Source organism: Mesorhizobium sp. WSM4871, from assembly GCF_055811295.1.
Genome location: NZ_JBVVPU010000024.1, coordinates 1 through 17,528 on the forward strand (window position 1 = coordinate 1; position 17,528 = coordinate 17,528).

Genomic DNA, 17,528 nt, shown 5'->3' on the forward strand with positions numbered 1-17,528 from the left:
CCTCCCATATTGTAGCGGCGAGAATGCGGCCTTCACTTGGCAACACTAGCCAAGCAATTGCGCTGCCTTGCGCGAAAGGTTCCTCTCCTACGCAGGAAAAGGGCGTTCTGCTTACATTTGAGCAAAGCAAGCGGGCTTGATGTAACTTCGTTTGTAGGCCCTCACTGCGTCACCGAATCATCCTGATCACCACGCCCTATCGTTCGGTCCATCGTTTCGGCCTGCCCGTATGTCCAGACATGGCTGGCAATGGTGGTCGACCAATGCTCGAGGCAATAATTGGCGATGCAACGCGATGGCTTGAATCTTAATCGAGCGTTTCCGGGCCGCGCCGAAGGGGTCGGTAACAGAACGCATTGCCGATGCGGTTTCAGGCCTGCTGTTGCCAATGGCCGACACCGTGTTTGATCTACACAGCATCGGACCTACCTGGGATTTTTTGCCGTCGAGCACGACGCACCCCATCGACGATCCCGATTTGATGGTTAAAACGGTCAAAATGGCAGAAGCGTTCAAATTTCCAATGACATTGATCTGGGAACACCACTCAAAACCAAGGCAAAATATTCGGTTGCGCTGAACTCGGCGGTGGCATCGTTGGCTCCGAAGGGCTCGCGATCTACGAAGCGGGCGTACAGAACGCACTCATCGCTCTCGGACTCGTCGAAGGAAAAGCTCAATATCTGCCTTCCGTCAAAAGCAGTCCACTCAGACATTTGAAACGCTCACGTCCGACGAGCTGAAATCGCCCGCGCGAGGCATTTTTGAACCTCGCCGCTCGACACTAGATGAAGTGAAACAGGGGGATCTTATAGGCATCCTGCATCCAATGGATACATTATCCCATTGTTCCATTGATATTCGCGCGCCTACGGCGGCAATCGTCTGCGGGGTTAATCCACAGCTCCTAGCATCGGTCCGATGCGTACTCTGCGTAACCAAACCACTGCACGGCAAATGATTGAGGTGAGATACGGCGACGATTACCTCAGCTATTCCCCTTACGAGTGTCCCGTTTCCGAGATCCGATTACGAGCGCCGACAGGGTAACGTGCTGGCGGCAGTAGCGAACGCGGGGTTAGACGCTCTTGTAGTGACTGCCCTTGGCCATCTCCCGTATCTTAGCGGATACGATGGCAGTGGTGGGTACTTCGCCCCGTTTCCTTTGATCATGGCGCCCGGTCGGTCGCCAACATATGTTGTACGACAGTATGATGAGCAATCAATTCGTTCTTATAGTTGTATTTATGAGATAGTTACTTATATGCACCAGCAAGATTTTGGGACAGTGTGTGCAGATGTCCTTCGATGGCATGGTTTGCAAAGCAGAGTGTCGGTTTTGATCTTGGCTGTTGGAACCTCGCGTTGGCAGATGGACACCTCGAACTACCGGCATTTCCAGAGGGAGTGGTGCGGCAATGAGGTTGCGAACAATCTGACGCGCGGCGGTGGCTGGATTTCGGTCGTTGGGGCTGATGCTGGTTGCCGATTTCGGCATCGCGGCGGCGTTTTCCGCCGCTCTCGCCGTCATGCGAACGCAGTTCGCCCCTGGTGCCAAACGAAGCGGGTGAGATTGTAGGCGAGGTTGGCCATGCCGATCTTGGTACGGGCGCGGGCGATGCCGATCGTGCGGACAAACAGGCCCATGCGGGATTTCTGCTGCGCGAAGACGTGCTCGACGAAAGCGCGGATCTTTGAGCGCCGGCCATTGGCCCGTGCCATCGCCTCACTCATCGGCCGGACCTTTCGGCTTCTTGTGATGAATGTCGGAGACGTAGCCGTTCTTGTCCAGCCACGCCTCATTCTTCTTCGAGCGATAGGCGGTGTCGGCCCACACCGTCGAGCCGGTGTTGTTCTTGTCCAGCACGTTGCGAAGCTGCGCCCCGTCCCCGAGGCGCCGGTGACGTTCCAGCCGCGGATGAAGCCGTGCCGGCGATCAATCGAGGCATGGTTCTTGTAGCCGAAGGCAGGAACGGCGATATCGCGCTGCTTCGTCTTTCCCTCCTCATCGGCCTTGGCCTTCGAGAACTTCACGGTCCAGCGCGCGTCCCGGTCCTTCTGGCGCAGCTTGGCTGGCTTCTTCTGCCACTCGTCCGGCACCTTTCCTGCCTTGATGTCGGCCTTTTCAGCATCGGAATTGCGTTGCTTCGGCGCCGCCACGATCGTGGCATCCACGATCTGGCCACCCATCGCCAGATAACCGGCCTTGGTGAGGTGCTTGTCAAAACGGGCGAACAGGTTCTCCACCGCCCGGGCCTGCGTGAGGTGCTCCCTAAACAACCAGATCGTCTTGGCGTCGGGAACCTTGTCGCCGAGCCCCAACCCGAGGAAGCGCATGAAGGAAAGCCGGTCCTGGAGCTGGAACTCGGCCTGATCGTCCGAGAGACTGTAGAGCGCCTGCAGAACCAGGACCTTGAACATCATCACCGCATCAAAGGGCGGCCGGCCGCCTTTGGCGCCATCGGAGCGCTTCAGCGCCTTGGCCAGCGGTTTCCGGAAAACCTCCCACGGCACCACCGCGTTCAGCTTCTCCAGTGGATCGCCGGCCTCGCTCAGCCGGACATAGCGCTCGTCAATGTCCCAGAACCCAGCCTGGCTTCGCATCCAACGCCTCCGTGCAAATCACCAGGCGAAGTGAATCAAAATGCGTTCTCGATTGCTAGGTTTTTCGAGGTGTCCAGATGTCAATGCGCTTCAGGCGCAGCTTCCAGGCTTAAGATCGCCGATGCGACTCGGCAGGTGTCTTCAGTGGCGGCGGTAAAGGGCGAGCTAGAACTCGAGTGCATGCGCGGCGCAATGCGCATGACTGACCTGGCAGTGCGAAACCTTCCAAAGCTCGCTACGGCGAGGTGTTACCGAACTGGAGATGGCAGCGACTATTGCAGCGGCCGTCAGAGCAGACGCCAGCAACGCTGGCGGGGAGGTTGGGGTTTCTGGCGGTACCATTTTGTTCGGAGAACGGACGAAGTTGCCGCATGGCCGCCATCTCGGTATCTAATTAATAACAACGAGCCGGCCTTTCTGGAAATCGGCACGTCAAAACACGGCTACATTGTAGGGATGGTGCGGTGCGCTGTGCTTGGTCGACATCCTGAGGCTGAGTCTTTGCACACCTTGGCCGAGGAAGTCATTGAGGCCTTGGTTGCCGCAGTTAAGCCGGGTGTCTCCGCGGCGGCAGTCGACGCTGCTGGCTGTGAGGTGCTGGAGCGATCTGGGAGAAAGGGAGTCGTTCGCCAAAGAACCGGATACCAGACTGGCATTAATTGGACTGAACGCGGTGACCTGAGCTTGGAGCCCGGCGCGGAGGATATCCTGCAGCCCGGCATTACCTTGCACATGCCAATATATTGTGCAGTGAAAACGGCTACCTCTTTGGCGCTGGCGCCCACGTCTTGGTAACCGAGCTTGGTAGGGAAGTGCTCAGCCGCATACCGCATACGCTCTATCGCGCATGATTTTTGCAGGTCGTGTCGCGACGAAGCATTGCCTATCGCTGTGCGGCGGAACCTGTCCGGCTAAAGGACCTAGCGACAGGACGTAAGTTGTGACGGCTTGACCAGAGTTGCGCGCGACGCTCGTTAGCTTAGCCACTGTTTCTCAGGATCGGGATTGCCCACGCCGTGTGGCTATATTTTCAGTTACCGATCAGCCCGTGCGTGGTGGAGGACATGCCAGGGGCATCGTCGTTAGCCATGAGACGGTGTGGCCATGGTTCGAGAAATTCGGCTGGCATATTGCCGGATGTACTCCGCTATTGCGCGCCGTGGATCAGGTCGGGCGTACCCCCTTCATCCAAAGCCGCCGCGACAAGCCGGCTGCAATGTACAGCGTTTCGTCTCAATTCAAGTTTCGATCGACACTCGTTGCATTTTCCGGATCAACACCCGAACTCTCCCAGCGTGGAAGCGACAAGCGTTGTGGTCCGAAGCGGCCGCTTTTACTCCGCCGCAGGAGCGAGTCTGCTGCATGCCCAGGGTTCGACTTGGGGCCGTTAGGGTGAGTGCCGGCGGCCCATCTGAAAACGCGATGGCTCGGTCCAGGACTTTATATTGGAAAACTGGCGATAACTTGGCTCATGATTGCAGAGCGAAGAACGTAACCGGGTAAGGTTGCGTGAGCACTCACAATAAGGCTGAACAATGAACGAAGCACCGCATCTCACGTTTGATTTGGACATGCCCGGCGTGAGCAGGGGGCATCTTGTTGTCCCGGGAGGTACTGACCATGGGGAGCTTTCGCTCCCGGTCTTCAGTCTCAACAAAGGAGAGGGACCGCGTCTTCTTGTCACCGGCGGAAATCACGGCAATGAATTGGAGGGGCCAATCGTTGCGCGACGGCTTATTAAGTGGCTGCCAGAAGTGCAAGCCTGTGGACGAGTTATCGTCCTACCAGTGCTCAATCCATTGGCCGTGGAGGCCTGGAGCCGCAATACTCCGCTCGACGGGTTGAACCTAAATCGCGTTTTTCCGGGCCGCGCCGACGGGTCGGTGACTGAACGAATCGCGGATGCGGTTTCGCGGGTGTTGTTGCCAGCGGCCGACACCGTGTTTGATCTGCACAGCTTCGGACCAACGTGGGATTTTCCACCAGCGGCCACGACGCACCCCATTGCCGATCCCGATCTCATGGTCAGGACGGTGGGAATGGCGGAAGCGTTCAAATTGCCGTTGACCTTGGTCTGGCAACACAACGACACGGGTGGAATGTTTGATGTCACGGCTCAAAATCAGGGCAAGGTATTTGTTTGCACCGAATTCGGTGGTGGTACGGTCGGCGCGGACAATCTCGCGATCTACGAGGCTGGAGTGCGCAACGCGCTCATCGCGCTCGGGCTGGTCGAGGGAAAAGCCGACTATCCAACGTTCCGTCAGCAGAAGTTCGGCCAAACTCTCGAGACGCGCCCGTCCGATGAGTTGAAATCTCCTGCGCCGGGCATTTTCGAACCTCGCTGCTCGGTGTTGGATGAAGTGAAGAAGGGAGATCTCATAGGTATCCTGCATTCGATAGATTCGCTATCCGCTGAGTCCATTGATATCCGCGCGCCCGAAACGTCCATTGTCTTGGCAGTAGCATCGGGGGCGCATGTCGACGCCAACAAGGTGGTAGCGCTCGTTGCGCGGCCGCTGAAACTTTGAGGATCGGATACGCAGCGAAATGCTGACTACATCAGCGGGTGGTTTAGGTTCCGGTGCGCCTGTTCGATCAGTTAGAGCTGTCGTTGAAAGGCCTTTCCGTGCGCCGGAGTCTTCTGTTGGCAGCAATAATCTTTCGACGACGGCGTGCTTGCTCCGCATCGGGAGCCGGTCGCCCACGCCAGAAGTAGGAGACGATAGCTGCACCGAGGTCGTCGCCTGTGTGCTTTCAGTAGGTTGTCCATCCGGTCCGGACCGGGAAAGCTGAGGTTGCGAAGCTTCAGTGATTCTCGGAGGACCAGATGGACGTTCATAAAAATGCCCGGCTGACGCCGCGTGGTCGAGAGCGAATTATTAGGCAGGCCGAGAGCGGGCAGACGCTGCAGGCCGTTGCCGAAGCCGCGGACGTCTGCCCGCGGACTGTCCGAAAGTGGGCTGAGCACTATCTGCGCGAAGGATTGTCGGGCTTGCAGGACCGCTCTTCCCGGCCACTTCCACTGCGCTGACCGACGCCTGAGGCGGTGGTTGCAGAGATCGAAAGCCTGCGCCGCCAGCGCTGGACAGGCAAGCAGATCGCTGCAGAGACAGGCGTTTCGCCGGCAACCGTCAGCCGGCGTCGGCAAAAGTTGGCTTGCCGGCGCGCTCGGCCACAAGGTATGCCGCGAGGATTTCTCGGTGCGTACCACCGTGTGCCGCGCATCTTCGCCTCGCTCGCCCTTGCCCGCGAGGACGGCCATCCCGCAAAGCTACAAGGTAAGCGATGCGCGAAGGCACCTTGCGATAGGCCGATGAACATGGAGTTTTCGGGCCATGACATTGGAACATGCAAGGGGCGATATGGTCGCCGAGTTAAGCGGCGGTGCGGCGGCCGAAGATCTTGCAACGGTGCCCGGGCGCGCGGCAACTGTGGAGTTGCACCGAGAAGCGCGCGTTGGTCGACTTGGCGAACGCGGCGGGGTCGTCGGTGACCGAGGTCGCGGAAGCGTTCGGCGTAGCTCCGTCACAGCTCTATGCCTGGCGCAAGCAGATGGCCGGCGGCGAGCTTGACGCCGATCAGGCGATGGCGACCTCCGCACGGATCGACGTGAGCGATCTGCCCGGTGTCGAACGCCCCGTCGCCGATTGCCCGGACCCGGCTGGCAAGATCGTCGTGGTCTTTCCGAGCGGCACGCGATTGCGGATCGACGGGATCGTCGATCCGACAGCACTGCGCATCGTCCTGACGGAGTTGACCAGGTGATCACGGTGGTGCCGACCGACCGGATTTACCTGTGCTGCGGCGCGACCGACATGCGTCGCGGGATCAACAGTTGGCGCGGATGGTGCAACAGGTGCTCGCGCTAAACCCCCACATCCAATGCCTCGTCCCCGGCAGCGCTCTCTCTCCCGATGGGCGTTGGCTCAGTTGCCGGCCACGCTTCTTCCTGCCCATCTATTTCGGCGGCTGTTCCTCAAATGGGTGAGCCAACCGCTCGGGCTCGGCACCTCCATCAAGCCGCTTTGGACGGTTTCCTCGCAGAGGCTGAAACGATACGGCCGGGAGTTACGTGCTCTGAAGTTTCGCAAGCGTTCCAGCGCGCCTTTAAATCATACGGGGTGCGTAAGGAATCCAGGAGCGGCTACTCCATCGGCCACGGTTGGGTCGACAGCGGAATCAGCTTCCAGGAGGACGATCACACCGTGATTGAACCCAACATGACCTTCCACGTCCTCATCGGCATTTTTGAGAAGGATGACGGCTACGTCTTCAGTGAGACTGTCCGCGTGACCGAGAACGGTGCGACGTCGTTGAGCAATATGTCCCGCGACTTGTTGATAAATGCTGATTTTTGGCACAATGGGATGTCCGGCCAAGGGTTTCGCTGAGGGGAGAGATTGCTTCATGGCTTCTGAAAGGGGACCGTTGATGAATCGAAACCATTTCTGTCAGCGAGCAACGGTTGCGCGGCTTGAGTCATTGGCCATCTGGAAACGCGATGGCTCCGTCCGGGAGATTATATTGGCGACCTGAATGCCATATGGCGCATAACTTGGTGATCAGCGGATCGAACTGTATCAGTCCGTCAACGCCTTCCGAAAAATCGAGCGAAGTGAAGTGCAGATCAAAGACGTCCTCCTCGCGCCAGGAAATGGTGCGTTTTTCTATGATGACCAAGCTGCTATCAGGGTCGGCGCGGTGCAGCACGGCTTCATTTATGCTGGCGAACCGATAACGCCCGGGTTCGCGTCAATTCGCGTTCCGGCAGCTTCGCTCAGCATCGGGCTTGTCCTGGTCGACAACAGTGTTGTCTGGGGCGATATGATGAGCGTCCAGTATTCAGGTGCTGGTGGACGCGATCCTTTGTTTGAGACTGCTCAAATCGCGGATTTGACGTCGCGGGTTGTGGTGCCCCGGCTTTTCGATGTCGATGCGTCTCGTTACCTTGATGCCTGCGCCAAGGTTTTCGAGCCCTTCGAACACAAGCGCTTACCTCTCGCGATTGAGTATGGCGTCAGCCAGGCGCTCCTTCGCGCAGCGGCCCATCTTCACCGTACGACGATGGCGGAGATCGTATGCAGTGAATTTAACCTGCCGCTGCCAACTCGTAAGGTCCGAATCTATTGCCAGAGCGGCGATGCTCGGGAAATCAACGTCGACAAGATGATCCTGAAAGCCGTGGATGTGCTTCCCCACGGACTGATCAACTCACGGCAGAAATTCGGTGTCAACGGCCAGACTTTCGTGGAGTTCGTAAAGTGGGTTGCAACGCGTACGATCGAAATCGGCCGCCCGGGGTATCATCCGGTGCTGCATTTCGATGTGTACGGCTGGATCGGCCTGGAAATCGGCCTGGAGCCGCAACGAATCGCCGACTTTATCTGCAGCGTTGCCGATACCGTTCCGGGTTTTACGCTCAACATCGAGTGCCCGGCCGATTTTGGCTCCACAAAGGCGCAAATTGATAACTACGCTCGAATTGTATCGATTCTGGCTGACCGTGGTTCCAGCGCTCGCATTGTCGTGGATGAGAGATGCAATACGCTCGAGGATATCCGACTCTTCGCGGAAGCGAAGGCTGCGCATCTCGTTCAAATCAAGACCCCCGATGTCGGCTCAATTGCCAACACAGCGCGTGCTGTTCTCCTTTGCAAGGCCAACAAGGTCGGAGCGTACGTCGGAGGAAGCTGTACCGAGACAGATCTCTCCGCCCAGGCTTCTGTCCACGTATCAGTGGCAACCCAGGCCGACATGATGCTTGCAAAGCCAGGAATGGGTGTCGACGAGGCATTCTCAATCGTTGGGAATGAACAAAACCGATTGCTGACGATGCTGGACCGTCGTCGGGCTCAAAACGAGAACGTTGGATGAAAGCGCGGTGCCGCGATGCAGAACTGCCTTGAGGGGATCACCGTCGTTGCCGTGGAGCAGGCCGTGGCCGCGCCTTATGCATCGTCTCGCCTTGCGGACGCTGGCGCCCGAGTAGTCAAGGTCGAAAGGCCCGAAGGGGACTTTGCCCGAAACTACGACAAGTTGGTGCAGGGGCAAAGCGCCTACTTCGTCTGGCTTAATCGAGGTAAGGAGTCGGTTTGTCTGGATCTGAGATCGGAGGCGGACCGTGACGTCCTGGAAACGCTCATCGCCGCTGCTGACGTCTTCATCCAAAATCTCAAGCCGGGCAGCATCGAAAAACTGGGATTCGGTTCCGCGGATCTCCGCCGACGATTTCCACGGCTGACCACATGCGACATCTCCGGTTTCGGGGAGGGGGGGCCGTTTTCCCACCTGAAGGCTTACGATCTTATCGTACAAGCCGAGACAGGTTTGTGTGCGATCACGGGAACGCAACACGGGCCGGCGCGGGTAGGGGTGTCGGTTTGCGACATTTCGGCAGGCATGACGGCCCATAGCGCCATTCTTCAGGCGCTGTTTCATCGGGAGCGGACAGGTGAGGGCGCCCGCATACAAGTCTCGCTATTTGATGCTGTGGCCGACTGGATGAACGTACCGGTTCTGCAGCATGACCATAGCAGCTACGAGACGGTGCGCGCCGGCGTTAACCATCCGTCGCTGGCACCCTACGGTGCCTACCGTTGCGCCGATGGCAAGGACGTCATCTTCTCCGTTCAGAATGACCGGGAATGGGTGAACTTCTGCGACAAATTCCTCAAGCAGCCCGAGCTCACGCGCGAGCCCGGGTTTGCCGATAATATGGAGCGGCTCGGTAGCCGCGCTCGCCTCAATGAGATCATCGAACGGCGCTTTTCCGAACTATCCAGCGAGGAAGCAATGCAGGAGCTCGAGGCGACTGGCCTGGCATACGGTCGTTTGAATGAGATTTCGGCTGTTTCACAGCATCCGCATGTTCGCAGAGTGCAGGTCCGCACACCTGAAGGGATTGTCGAGGCTATAGCGCCTGCGGCGATTTTCAACTCCGAGAGACCCTCGTTGCGCCCTGTCCCGGCACTTGGCGCACATACGAAGGCTGTCCGCGAGGAGGTCCGAGCGCGCTTACGCCTAAGGGCTGCGTCCGCGTGAAGACACCGTCGTCCCTTTGCGCTGACGCGCTCGCAATGTACGAAACCATCGTTACTGTTGGCCTGGCCGGTCCAATTGGCCCCTAAGGAAGGTCATTTCACTGCCAAAGCACCCGCGCAAATGGACAGAAGGAGCGTCCTCGTGAGCAGGGACACCGTTCCAGTCGTCCACAGCGCGAGCTCCATTCCTCGATGGAGGTCCCTGCTCTTTGTCCCCGCCCACGTCTCCCGGTTCGTGGAGAGGGCTCATGACCGCGATGCAGATGCCGTCATACTCGATCTGGAGGACTCTGTTCCCCAGGATCAGAAGGGCCAGGCACGGCGGCAGCTCCCAGAATCCGTGACAAAAGTGGGTCGTAACGGCGCGTCGGTTTTGGTCCGCGTGAACCGTGGCCTGCGCGCGCTGGCTGCCGACCTTGAAGCAGCGATCGTCGCAGGCGTCAATGCGCTTGTCCTTCCCAAGGTGGAGTCGGCCGAGTGGGTGATGGAAGTCGCTGATGCCGTGACGGAACTTGAGCACGAAAGGAATCTTGACGCGGGAAGCGTTCGGTTCGTTGCCCAGATCGAAACTCCGGGGGCATTGACGAGACTCGCAGCAATAGCTTCGGCCCATCCACGGATGGCCGCGATGGCGCTTGGCCCGGAAGATTTCAGCGCGGCCGTTGGCGGGACACCAAGTCCGGAGCTCCTTCTAGGACCGAACCTTTCGGTCTTGTTCGCCGCCCGCGCGAGAGGTCTGCTGCCTCTGGGATTCGTTGGAAGTATCGGGGAGTTCTCGGACACGCAGAAGTTCCGCGATGTCGTCATACAGGCAAGGCGGCTCGGTTTCGTCGGAGCGTTGGCGATTCATCCGACACAAGTTGCCATCCTGAATGAAGCCTTTTCGCCTAGCGCAGAGGAGTTCGAGTGGGCCCGGCGCGTGCTCGCGGCCGAAAGGGATGCTGCGGCAGAGGGTAGAGGTGCTTTTGCCTTGGACGGAAAGATGGTCGATGCCCCGGTTGTCAGGAGGACCCGTGAAATCATCGCCATGGGTCCGAAAGCCGAGTTGGGCGTTTGAGCGGCTGATTTAGACCAGACTGGGACGACACGACACCAAGGTGCTCCACTTGCCTCGGCCGTGGAATGCCCCGGCGCTTGCTGCAGCGCGGCACAATTATTGCTTTCGCGCCATCGCGTTTCGAGATAGATAGGGGGAAGTTGGGGAAAGTGGCCTCAGTTGGGCTCTTCAAGTTATGGAAATTAGGCAGTTAAAATACTTCGTCGGCGTAGTCGAAGCAGGCAGCTTCACGAAGGCCGCTGCGTTCCTCAATATTGCTCAGAGCGCTCTGAGCCTGCATGTCCGCCGGTTGGAGGAAGGCTTCGGCACTCAGCTGCTGATACGCGACAGGACCGGCGTGAGCGTGACGGCGTCAGGAGCCAAACTGCTCGAGCGAGCGCGGGCTATTCTCAGGGAAATTCGACTTACCGAGGTGGAATTGACCAACACAGCTTCTTCCCCTGCCGGGGAGGTAACTATTGGCATTCCATCTGGAGCAGCTCGCGTCCTGAGCGGCCCGCTGCTTGAGACGGTGAGAAACGAACTGCCCAAGGTGTCCCTCAAGATGGTCGAGGGTATGACTGGACCGCTAGAGGAGTGGATGGCTGCTGGACGCTTCAACCTGGCGGTTCTCTACCGCACCGCGGACAGTGTGGGGCGAATGAAGGTGCTAGCGCGCGAAAACCTTTGTCTGGTGGTCCCGTCCGGTGAGCCACCCTTCGAAGATGCAATATCTCTGGCTGACCTGCATGCATTCCCGCTGGCGGTGCCCATGCGCAACAATAACGTCAGACGTTCAGTGGCTGACGTCGTCGCACAACACGGTTGCGCGCTGGACGTCAAGTTTGAAGTGGACTCGCTCTCAACGATCATCAACATGGTCATAGAGGGAAAGGCCCATTCTATTCTCGCCCCATCCGCGGTTCAGAAAGAAGCCTCTCAAGGGCTGGTGCGGACCGTCAAGATCGTCGATCCGGTGATTACCCGCTCCGTCGTGCTTGCTGTGAATCCGAAAGATGAGCGTTCTGCAGCCGTTTCCGCAGTACGTAAGCTCATCCCCAAGGTGGCCAGAGAATTAATTGAGAGCCGCGGCTGGGCAGCGGTGGCTGCTGATCCGACCTGACAACCGTTCAAGCTACAAAGCTGGGCATGACCGCTTGCCGCCATCAACATCAGGTCGATCTGGATTCCAGATGGATTTCGGCACTAAACGATATTTGACCCGCCGCGACCGTCGCGATGAAACTGGCTCAAGCGAGTTCAGCGGTTCGGTGTCGAATGGCGCTCGTATGGCAAAAATTCACATAAGTGGAGCACGCGATGTCAGACGCCAGGAGCCACGAGCTCTTCATCAACGGCAAATGGCGGGCCGGTGGTCGCAGAGCCACATTGCCGGTGATCAATCCGGCAACGGAGAAGGTATTTGCCTCGGTGGCCTCGGCGACGGTGTCGGATCTGGATGAGACCCTCGCTTCGGCAGAACGCAGCCGCAAGGCTTGGTCTTCACGGCCTGCAAAAGAACGTGCCGAAATCCTGGTAGCAGCCGCAAGAATCTTGGCAACGAAGATTGAAGCAGCAGCCAGGGAGCTGTCGGCCGAACAGGGAAAAACGATTGCCGAAGCGACAGGTGAGTACGCACGCGCCGTCGAAACACTGGAGTGGAACGGCACGCACGCCGAAGAGTTGTCGGCCCCTATTCCGATGGGCCCGAACCGGATGATCGTCCCCGAGCCGCTCGGTGTCGTTGCTGCCTTCACGCCATGGAACTATCCGGCCGTTCTCATCGCCCGCAAACTCGCCCCCGCGCTGGCGGCAGGCTGCCCGGTGATCCTCAAAGGGGCTGAAGAGACCCCGAGCGTGGCGGTCCATATCGTTGAATCGTTGCGCCAGGCAGGCATCCCCGACGGCGTGGTCAATCTGGTCTTCGGTGTTCCGGTTCATATATCGCGGCATCTGCTCAGTTCGCCAATCGTGAAGGTCTTGACTTTCACGGGTTCAACCGCAGTTGGAAAACAGCTGGCCACGCTCGCAGCGAACAATTTGCAGCGCTGCATCCTTGAACTCGGTGGGCACTCCCCGGTTATTGTGTGTGAGGATGCCGACCTGGCAAAGACCATACCGGTTATTTCGGAATACAAGTTCGAGTGCGCGGGCCAGAGCTGCAACGCGCCCAGCAGGATACTCGTCGCGCGGACACTCTACGAGGAATTCCTGTCCCGGATGACGGAAGCCGCCCGGAAGATCAGGATAGGCCTACCGGACGACCCTGCAACGGAGATGGGGCCGATGGCAAACGCGCGGCGAATCGAGGCCATGCAGCGCCTGACCAAGGATGCGGTCGATCGTGGCGCCCGCATCGAGACAGGTGGAACCCGCCTCGACCGACCAGGTTTTTACTGGCCGCCAACCATCCTGACGGGCGTACCGAAGGAAGCGAGAGTGCTTCATGAAGAGCCGTTCGGGCCGATTCTCACGGTGGCGCCGTTCGACACGCTCGAGGAGGCGATCGAGGAAGCCAACGCCACTGAGTATGGCTTGGCCGCTTACTTCTTCACGGGCGCTGTCGATACGCAAAGAAGGCTGACCAACAGTCTTTCAGCAGGCGCTGTCAGTGTGAATTACCTTAAAGGGGTTTCCGCGGACGCGCCTTATGGGGGCGTCAAGCAAAGCGGCTATGGATATGAGGGCGGCGAGCAGGGGGTGCGAAGCTTCCAAATCCTGAAAATGGTCAACGGACTCGGTTCATTTGGATGAAATCCGGTGGGAAATAGAACGCGGACCATAGCCGGCAAGGAAATCACAAGGAGCGTGGCCGACGCCCTTCAGTACATCTCGTACTACCATCCTCCAGATTATATTCGGTCTCTTTCGCAAGCATACGCGCGCGAACAGAGCCCGGCGGCGAAGAATGCCATCGGGCAGATTCTACTGAATTCCCGGATGGCGGCCTTCGGGCGGCGGCCGATCTGCCAGGACACCGGCCTTGTGGTGGTCTTCGCAAAAGTCGGCATGGACGCCCGCATCAAATCAACGGTCAGTTTCGCAGACCTTGTGAATGACGGCGTCCGTCAGGCCTATCTCGACCCTGACAATCCGCTTCGGGCATCGATCGTAGCCGATCCGCTCGCGGGGCGGGTCAACACTCGTGACAACACGCCGGCGGTCGTCCACGTCGACCTTGTGCAAGGCAACCAGATTGAGATCACCATTGCCGCAAAAGGTGGCGGATCGGAGAACAAGGCACGCTTTACCACCCTTAACCCCAGCGGGTCCGTTTCGGACTGGGTGGTCGATACCGTTTCGACCCTCGGCAGTGGGTGGTGTCCGCCCGGACTGATCTCCGTTGGCATCGGTGGTAGCGCTGAAAAGGCGATGCTGCTGGCCAAGGAGGCCATGAACCAGCCCATCGATATGGCGGAACTGATCGCCAGGGGGCCATCAAGTGCGGAGGAGGCACTACGGGTCGAGCTTTATGAACGGATTAACGCGCTAGGTATCGGCGCCCAGGGCCTTGGTGGCCTGACGACAGTCGTCGACGTCAAGGTTGCGACCTATCCTACCCATGCGGCGTCCAAGCCCGTGGCGCTCATTCCACAATGCGCCGCCAACCGGCACCTGAAGTTTACCTTGGACGGCTCTGGACCCATCAGGCTGGAGCCGCCCGATTTGCGCGAATGGCCCGATATTGGAACCGACGAATTGAGTCCAGCCGGCGTCCGAAGGGTCAATCTCGACGCGCTGACCAAGGAAGAGACGGCATCGTGGCGCTGTGGCGAAACGCTTCTTCTGTCCGGAAAGATGCTGACAGGCCGTGACGCCGCCCACAAGCGGATCGTCGAGTTGATCGACGCCGGCAAGCGGCTTCCGTTCGATCTGCAGGGACGCGTTATCTACTACGTTGGACCCGTCCGCGCCGTGAGAGATGAGGTCGTCGGACCGGCTGGCCCAACAACCTCCAGCCGCTTGGACGATTTTACGGACAAGGTGCTCGCCGAAACCGGGCTTTTCGCGATGGTGGGCAAAGCGGAGAGAGGACGGGCGGCCATCGAGTCGATTGTAAGACACAAAACGCCGTATCTCATCGCAGTGGGTGGGGCTGCCTACCTGATATCAAAATCAATCAAGTCAGCGCGGGTCATTGCCTTCGAAGACCTGGGCATGGAAGCAGTCTATGAATTCGAAGTGCAGGATATGCCTGTCATCATGGCTGTCGATGTTGAGGGAAACTCCATTCACAATTCCGGGCCTCTTGAGTGGCGCAAGCGCATGGCGGCCGACAGCATCGCACGCAACATCGGCGTTTAAGCCTTCCGACCAAGCTCGGTCGGTTGGCGTCAATTTCATTGTCGACAACGGCGTAAGAGCACAAGGTCATGAAGTCGAAGCCCAATCCTGCGCGCCTAGACGCTTGGGACTTCCGGATTCTCTCAGAGATTCAGTCAGACGGCCGGATCTCAAAAAGCGAGCTTGCAAAACGCGTTCATCTTTCGGCGTCGGCCTGCTCGGAGCGGCTCCGTGCACTCGAGGTCGCAGGGATTATTGAGGGGTTCTACGCGCGGCTGAGTCCGGTCCTCATCAGCGGCATGGTCTTTGTCATGGTGGAGGTCGTGCTGGAACGTCATCGCCTCGAGGACCAAAGACACTTCGAGACTGCGATCGGAGAATTTCCGGAAATCCTGGATTGCTGGGCTGTCGGCGGGCGGATCGATTATCTGATGCGCGTCGCATCTCCTTCTATGGCTGCGTATCAGGATTTCATGGAGGGGCTGCTGCAGGCGGGCTTGGGGATCGATCAATATTACAGTCTTGTCGTGACCAAACCAGTCAAATCCAATTCTCCAATCCCCTTGTCCGCACTAAGGCGACGGTAAAAGCCGAGGCTTTGGTTTCCACGGCTTTTGATCCCGATTCCGCGAATTCGTCGGCGAAGGACGTGGATTCCCGCGAAACTGGAGAGGCGTTTGCGGTATGCTAATTGCTAAGGAGGCGGCCGGCCAAGTGCCCTCCGTCAATCCATCGCGAGGAGAGGGACTATGCGGCTGAGTAATCTGGGAACCGAGCAACTCAGAGAGAAGGATCGAAGCTTCGTCTTTCATCCGTCTACGCATCTGGCCAAGCACAGTCGAGGCGAGACCCCAAATCGGATCATGGCCGGTGCGGAAGGCGTGTACATCTGGGATACCGAAGGCCGAAAGAGCCTCGACGGTTTCGGTGGGCTCTACTGCGTCAACATGGGGTATGGCTGCACGGAAATTGCCGAGGCCATTGCCAGGCAAGCACACGAATTGCCGTTCGCTCATGTCTATGCAAGTCAAGGAACAGAGCCAGTCGCCCTCTTGGCAGAGGCCGTCGTCGAGTATTTTGGTCAGAACATGCGAAGGGTGTTTTTCGGCCTTTCCGGCTCCGACGCCAACGAAACCAATATCAAGCTGGTCTGGTACTACAACAACATTCTAGGCCGCCCTGAAAAGAAGAAGATCATCTCGCGACATCGCGGCTATCACGGGTCTGGGCTGGTCACCGGGAGCCTGACAGGCCTTGCCTTCTTCCATAATTTCTTCGACCTGCCTCTGGATTTGGTTCGCCATACCACGACACCGCATCACTATCGCCAGGCGCATGACGGCGAAAGTGAGGAGGCGTTCTCGAAACGCTGCGCGGATGAACTTGAAGCCCTTGTCCTCGCTGAAGGCCCGGAGACCGTTGCAGCTTTTATCGGAGAGCCGGTGCTTGGGACAGGCGGTATCGTTCCGCCCCCAAAAGGATACTGGACCGCGATCCAAAGCGTGCTCGACAAGTACGATATCCTGCTGATCGCCGACGAAGTGGTCTGCGGGTTTGGACGAACCGGTGAGCAATTCGGTTCCCACCTCTATGGCATGCGGCCGGACTTCGTGACCATCGCCAAGGGTTTGAGTTCCGCCTACCTGCCCATCTCCGGGTCAATCATTGGCGACCGGGTCTGGTCGGTCTTGGAACAAGGAACAGAGAAGCACGGCGCTCTCGGCCACGGCTGGACATATTCAGGTCACACGCTTTGCGCTGCGGCCGCGCTCGCCAATATTCGACTCCTAAAGGAAAGAAATATCCTGGAGCATGTCCGCGATGTCGGACCGTATTGGCATGCCCGCATGAATGCCGAACTGGCGGGACACCCCATCGTCGGAGAGGTTCGTGGTGTCGGAATCCTCGCCGCCGTAGAGCTGATGCGAGATCCAAAGCAGAGAATACCGTTTGAATCCGATCTTCAGGTCGGCGTTCGCGCCGCCGCTGCTCTGTTCGAAAATGGTGTCATCGGCCGTGCCATGCCACACGGCGATATCCTCGGCTTTGCCCCGCCTTTGATCATCACCCGTAAGGAGATCGACATAATCGTCGACGCAACCGCGAAATCAGTCGAGACGACCTATCGTGCGCTGAAGGCCGAAGGTGCGATATGAACATGCGAGTGCCGACGGAAGCGAGCCCCGGGTTCGACGCCGTCCCGGGTAAAGTGGTCCCTGGGAGGAACTTTCCCACGGACCAAACGCTTGACGTCAGGCTGGCGTTAGGACTGGTCGCCCATTGGTGTCCCATTGGTGACGAGGGGTTGACAGCGCATTTCGCGCCGAGCCGACCGAAACTGCTAAACTTGAAGCCGTCAGATTCTAAGCATGCTTCGGATAACTTCGATCGCAAGCGATAGCCAAATCAGTTCTGCCGCCGCTGTCCTGTTGCCCAACGATCAGGGTGTTTGTGCGGCGCGCCCTGCCGGTGTACCTCCCCGCCGGCAGGGCGCCTTTTTTGACCCGCTGGATCTCGGTGCCCCATTGGATCTGGGTGATTGTAGCGCGTCCGCAATCGAT

At 58.6% G+C, this 17,528-nt stretch carries 15 protein-coding genes and 2 pseudogenes; 16 read left to right on the top strand and 1 reads right to left on the bottom strand.

All coding sequences use genetic code 11. From position 1 onward, the window contains the following. Positions 1–294: 294 nt before the first annotated feature. Positions 295–895, top strand: a pseudogene (locus AC0L2H_RS30650) (M14 family metallopeptidase); the annotation flags it as partial. Between the two features lie 198 nt (positions 896–1,093). Next, positions 1,094–1,579: a hypothetical protein gene (locus tag AC0L2H_RS30655; protein WP_348626602.1), complete on the top strand. Its 486-nt coding sequence runs from the start codon at positions 1,094–1,096 to the stop codon at positions 1,577–1,579. Here AC0L2H_RS30655 and AC0L2H_RS30660 read toward each other — a convergent pair. After that, on the bottom strand, positions 1,528–2,604 hold the full coding sequence (locus tag AC0L2H_RS30660; protein ID WP_223217796.1) for an IS5 family transposase: 1,077 nt from the start codon (positions 2,602–2,604) through the stop codon (positions 1,528–1,530). The genes AC0L2H_RS30655 and AC0L2H_RS30660 overlap by 52 nt on opposite strands. 198 nt (positions 2,605–2,802) lie before the next feature. Here AC0L2H_RS30660 and AC0L2H_RS30665 point away from each other — a divergent pair, with 198 nt between their 5' ends. From AC0L2H_RS30665 to AC0L2H_RS30730, 14 genes and pseudogenes are all read left to right on the top strand, one after another. Beyond that, complete coding sequence (locus AC0L2H_RS30665; protein ID WP_167626459.1) at positions 2,803–3,399, top strand: M24 family metallopeptidase; 597 nt, start codon at positions 2,803–2,805, stop codon at positions 3,397–3,399. 740 nt (positions 3,400–4,139) lie between these two features. Beyond that, positions 4,140–5,135, top strand: a complete 996-nt coding sequence (locus AC0L2H_RS30670; RefSeq protein ID WP_019863459.1) for a succinylglutamate desuccinylase/aspartoacylase domain-containing protein — start codon at positions 4,140–4,142, stop codon at positions 5,133–5,135. A 299-nt stretch (positions 5,136–5,434) separates the two neighbouring features. Next, a complete protein-coding gene (locus tag AC0L2H_RS30675) occupies positions 5,435–5,638 on the top strand; it encodes a leucine zipper domain-containing protein (RefSeq protein ID WP_080643881.1) in 204 nt (67 codons plus the stop codon). 353 nt (positions 5,639–5,991) lie between these two features. After that, complete coding sequence (locus AC0L2H_RS30680) at positions 5,992–6,372, top strand: transposase (protein ID WP_155249168.1); 381 nt, start codon at positions 5,992–5,994, stop codon at positions 6,370–6,372. 88 nt (positions 6,373–6,460) lie between these two features. Then, positions 6,461–6,568 (top strand): annotated as a pseudogene (locus AC0L2H_RS30685) (transposase); the annotation flags it as partial. Between the two features lie 19 nt (positions 6,569–6,587). Then, the gene (locus AC0L2H_RS30690; RefSeq protein WP_019863461.1) at positions 6,588–6,998 is read left to right on the top strand and encodes a M24 family metallopeptidase; all 411 of its coding nucleotides are present in this window, start codon (positions 6,588–6,590) and stop codon (positions 6,996–6,998) included. Between the two features lie 229 nt (positions 6,999–7,227). After that, entirely contained in the window at positions 7,228–8,481 is a 1,254-nt protein-coding gene (locus AC0L2H_RS30695; protein WP_019863462.1) for a methylaspartate ammonia-lyase, read from the top strand. Between the two features lie 15 nt (positions 8,482–8,496). Next, positions 8,497–9,648, top strand: coding sequence for a CaiB/BaiF CoA transferase family protein (locus AC0L2H_RS30700; protein ID WP_019863463.1), 1,152 nt, complete (start codon positions 8,497–8,499; stop codon positions 9,646–9,648). Positions 9,649–9,789: 141 nt separating this feature from the next. Beyond that, entirely contained in the window at positions 9,790–10,704 is a 915-nt protein-coding gene (locus AC0L2H_RS30705) for an HpcH/HpaI aldolase/citrate lyase family protein (RefSeq protein WP_027047804.1), read from the top strand. 175 nt (positions 10,705–10,879) lie between these two features. Next, on the top strand, positions 10,880–11,806 hold the full coding sequence (locus AC0L2H_RS30710) for a LysR family transcriptional regulator (protein WP_019863465.1): 927 nt from the start codon (positions 10,880–10,882) through the stop codon (positions 11,804–11,806). 197 nt (positions 11,807–12,003) lie between these two features. Beyond that, entirely contained in the window at positions 12,004–13,437 is a 1,434-nt protein-coding gene (locus AC0L2H_RS30715; RefSeq protein WP_020629160.1) for an NAD-dependent succinate-semialdehyde dehydrogenase, read from the top strand. A 6-nt stretch (positions 13,438–13,443) separates the two neighbouring features. Continuing rightward, positions 13,444–14,988: a fumarate hydratase gene (locus tag AC0L2H_RS30720; RefSeq protein ID WP_019863467.1), complete on the top strand. Its 1,545-nt coding sequence runs from the start codon at positions 13,444–13,446 to the stop codon at positions 14,986–14,988. Between the two features lie 68 nt (positions 14,989–15,056). Further along, positions 15,057–15,554: an Lrp/AsnC family transcriptional regulator gene (locus tag AC0L2H_RS30725; RefSeq protein WP_019863468.1), complete on the top strand. Its 498-nt coding sequence runs from the start codon at positions 15,057–15,059 to the stop codon at positions 15,552–15,554. A 162-nt stretch (positions 15,555–15,716) separates the two neighbouring features. Then, positions 15,717–17,123 carry an aminotransferase gene (locus AC0L2H_RS30730; protein WP_019863469.1) on the top strand — a complete coding sequence of 469 codons (1,407 nt, stop codon included), beginning with the start codon at positions 15,717–15,719 and terminating at the stop codon, positions 17,121–17,123. The last annotated feature ends 405 nt before the right edge of the window (positions 17,124–17,528 follow it).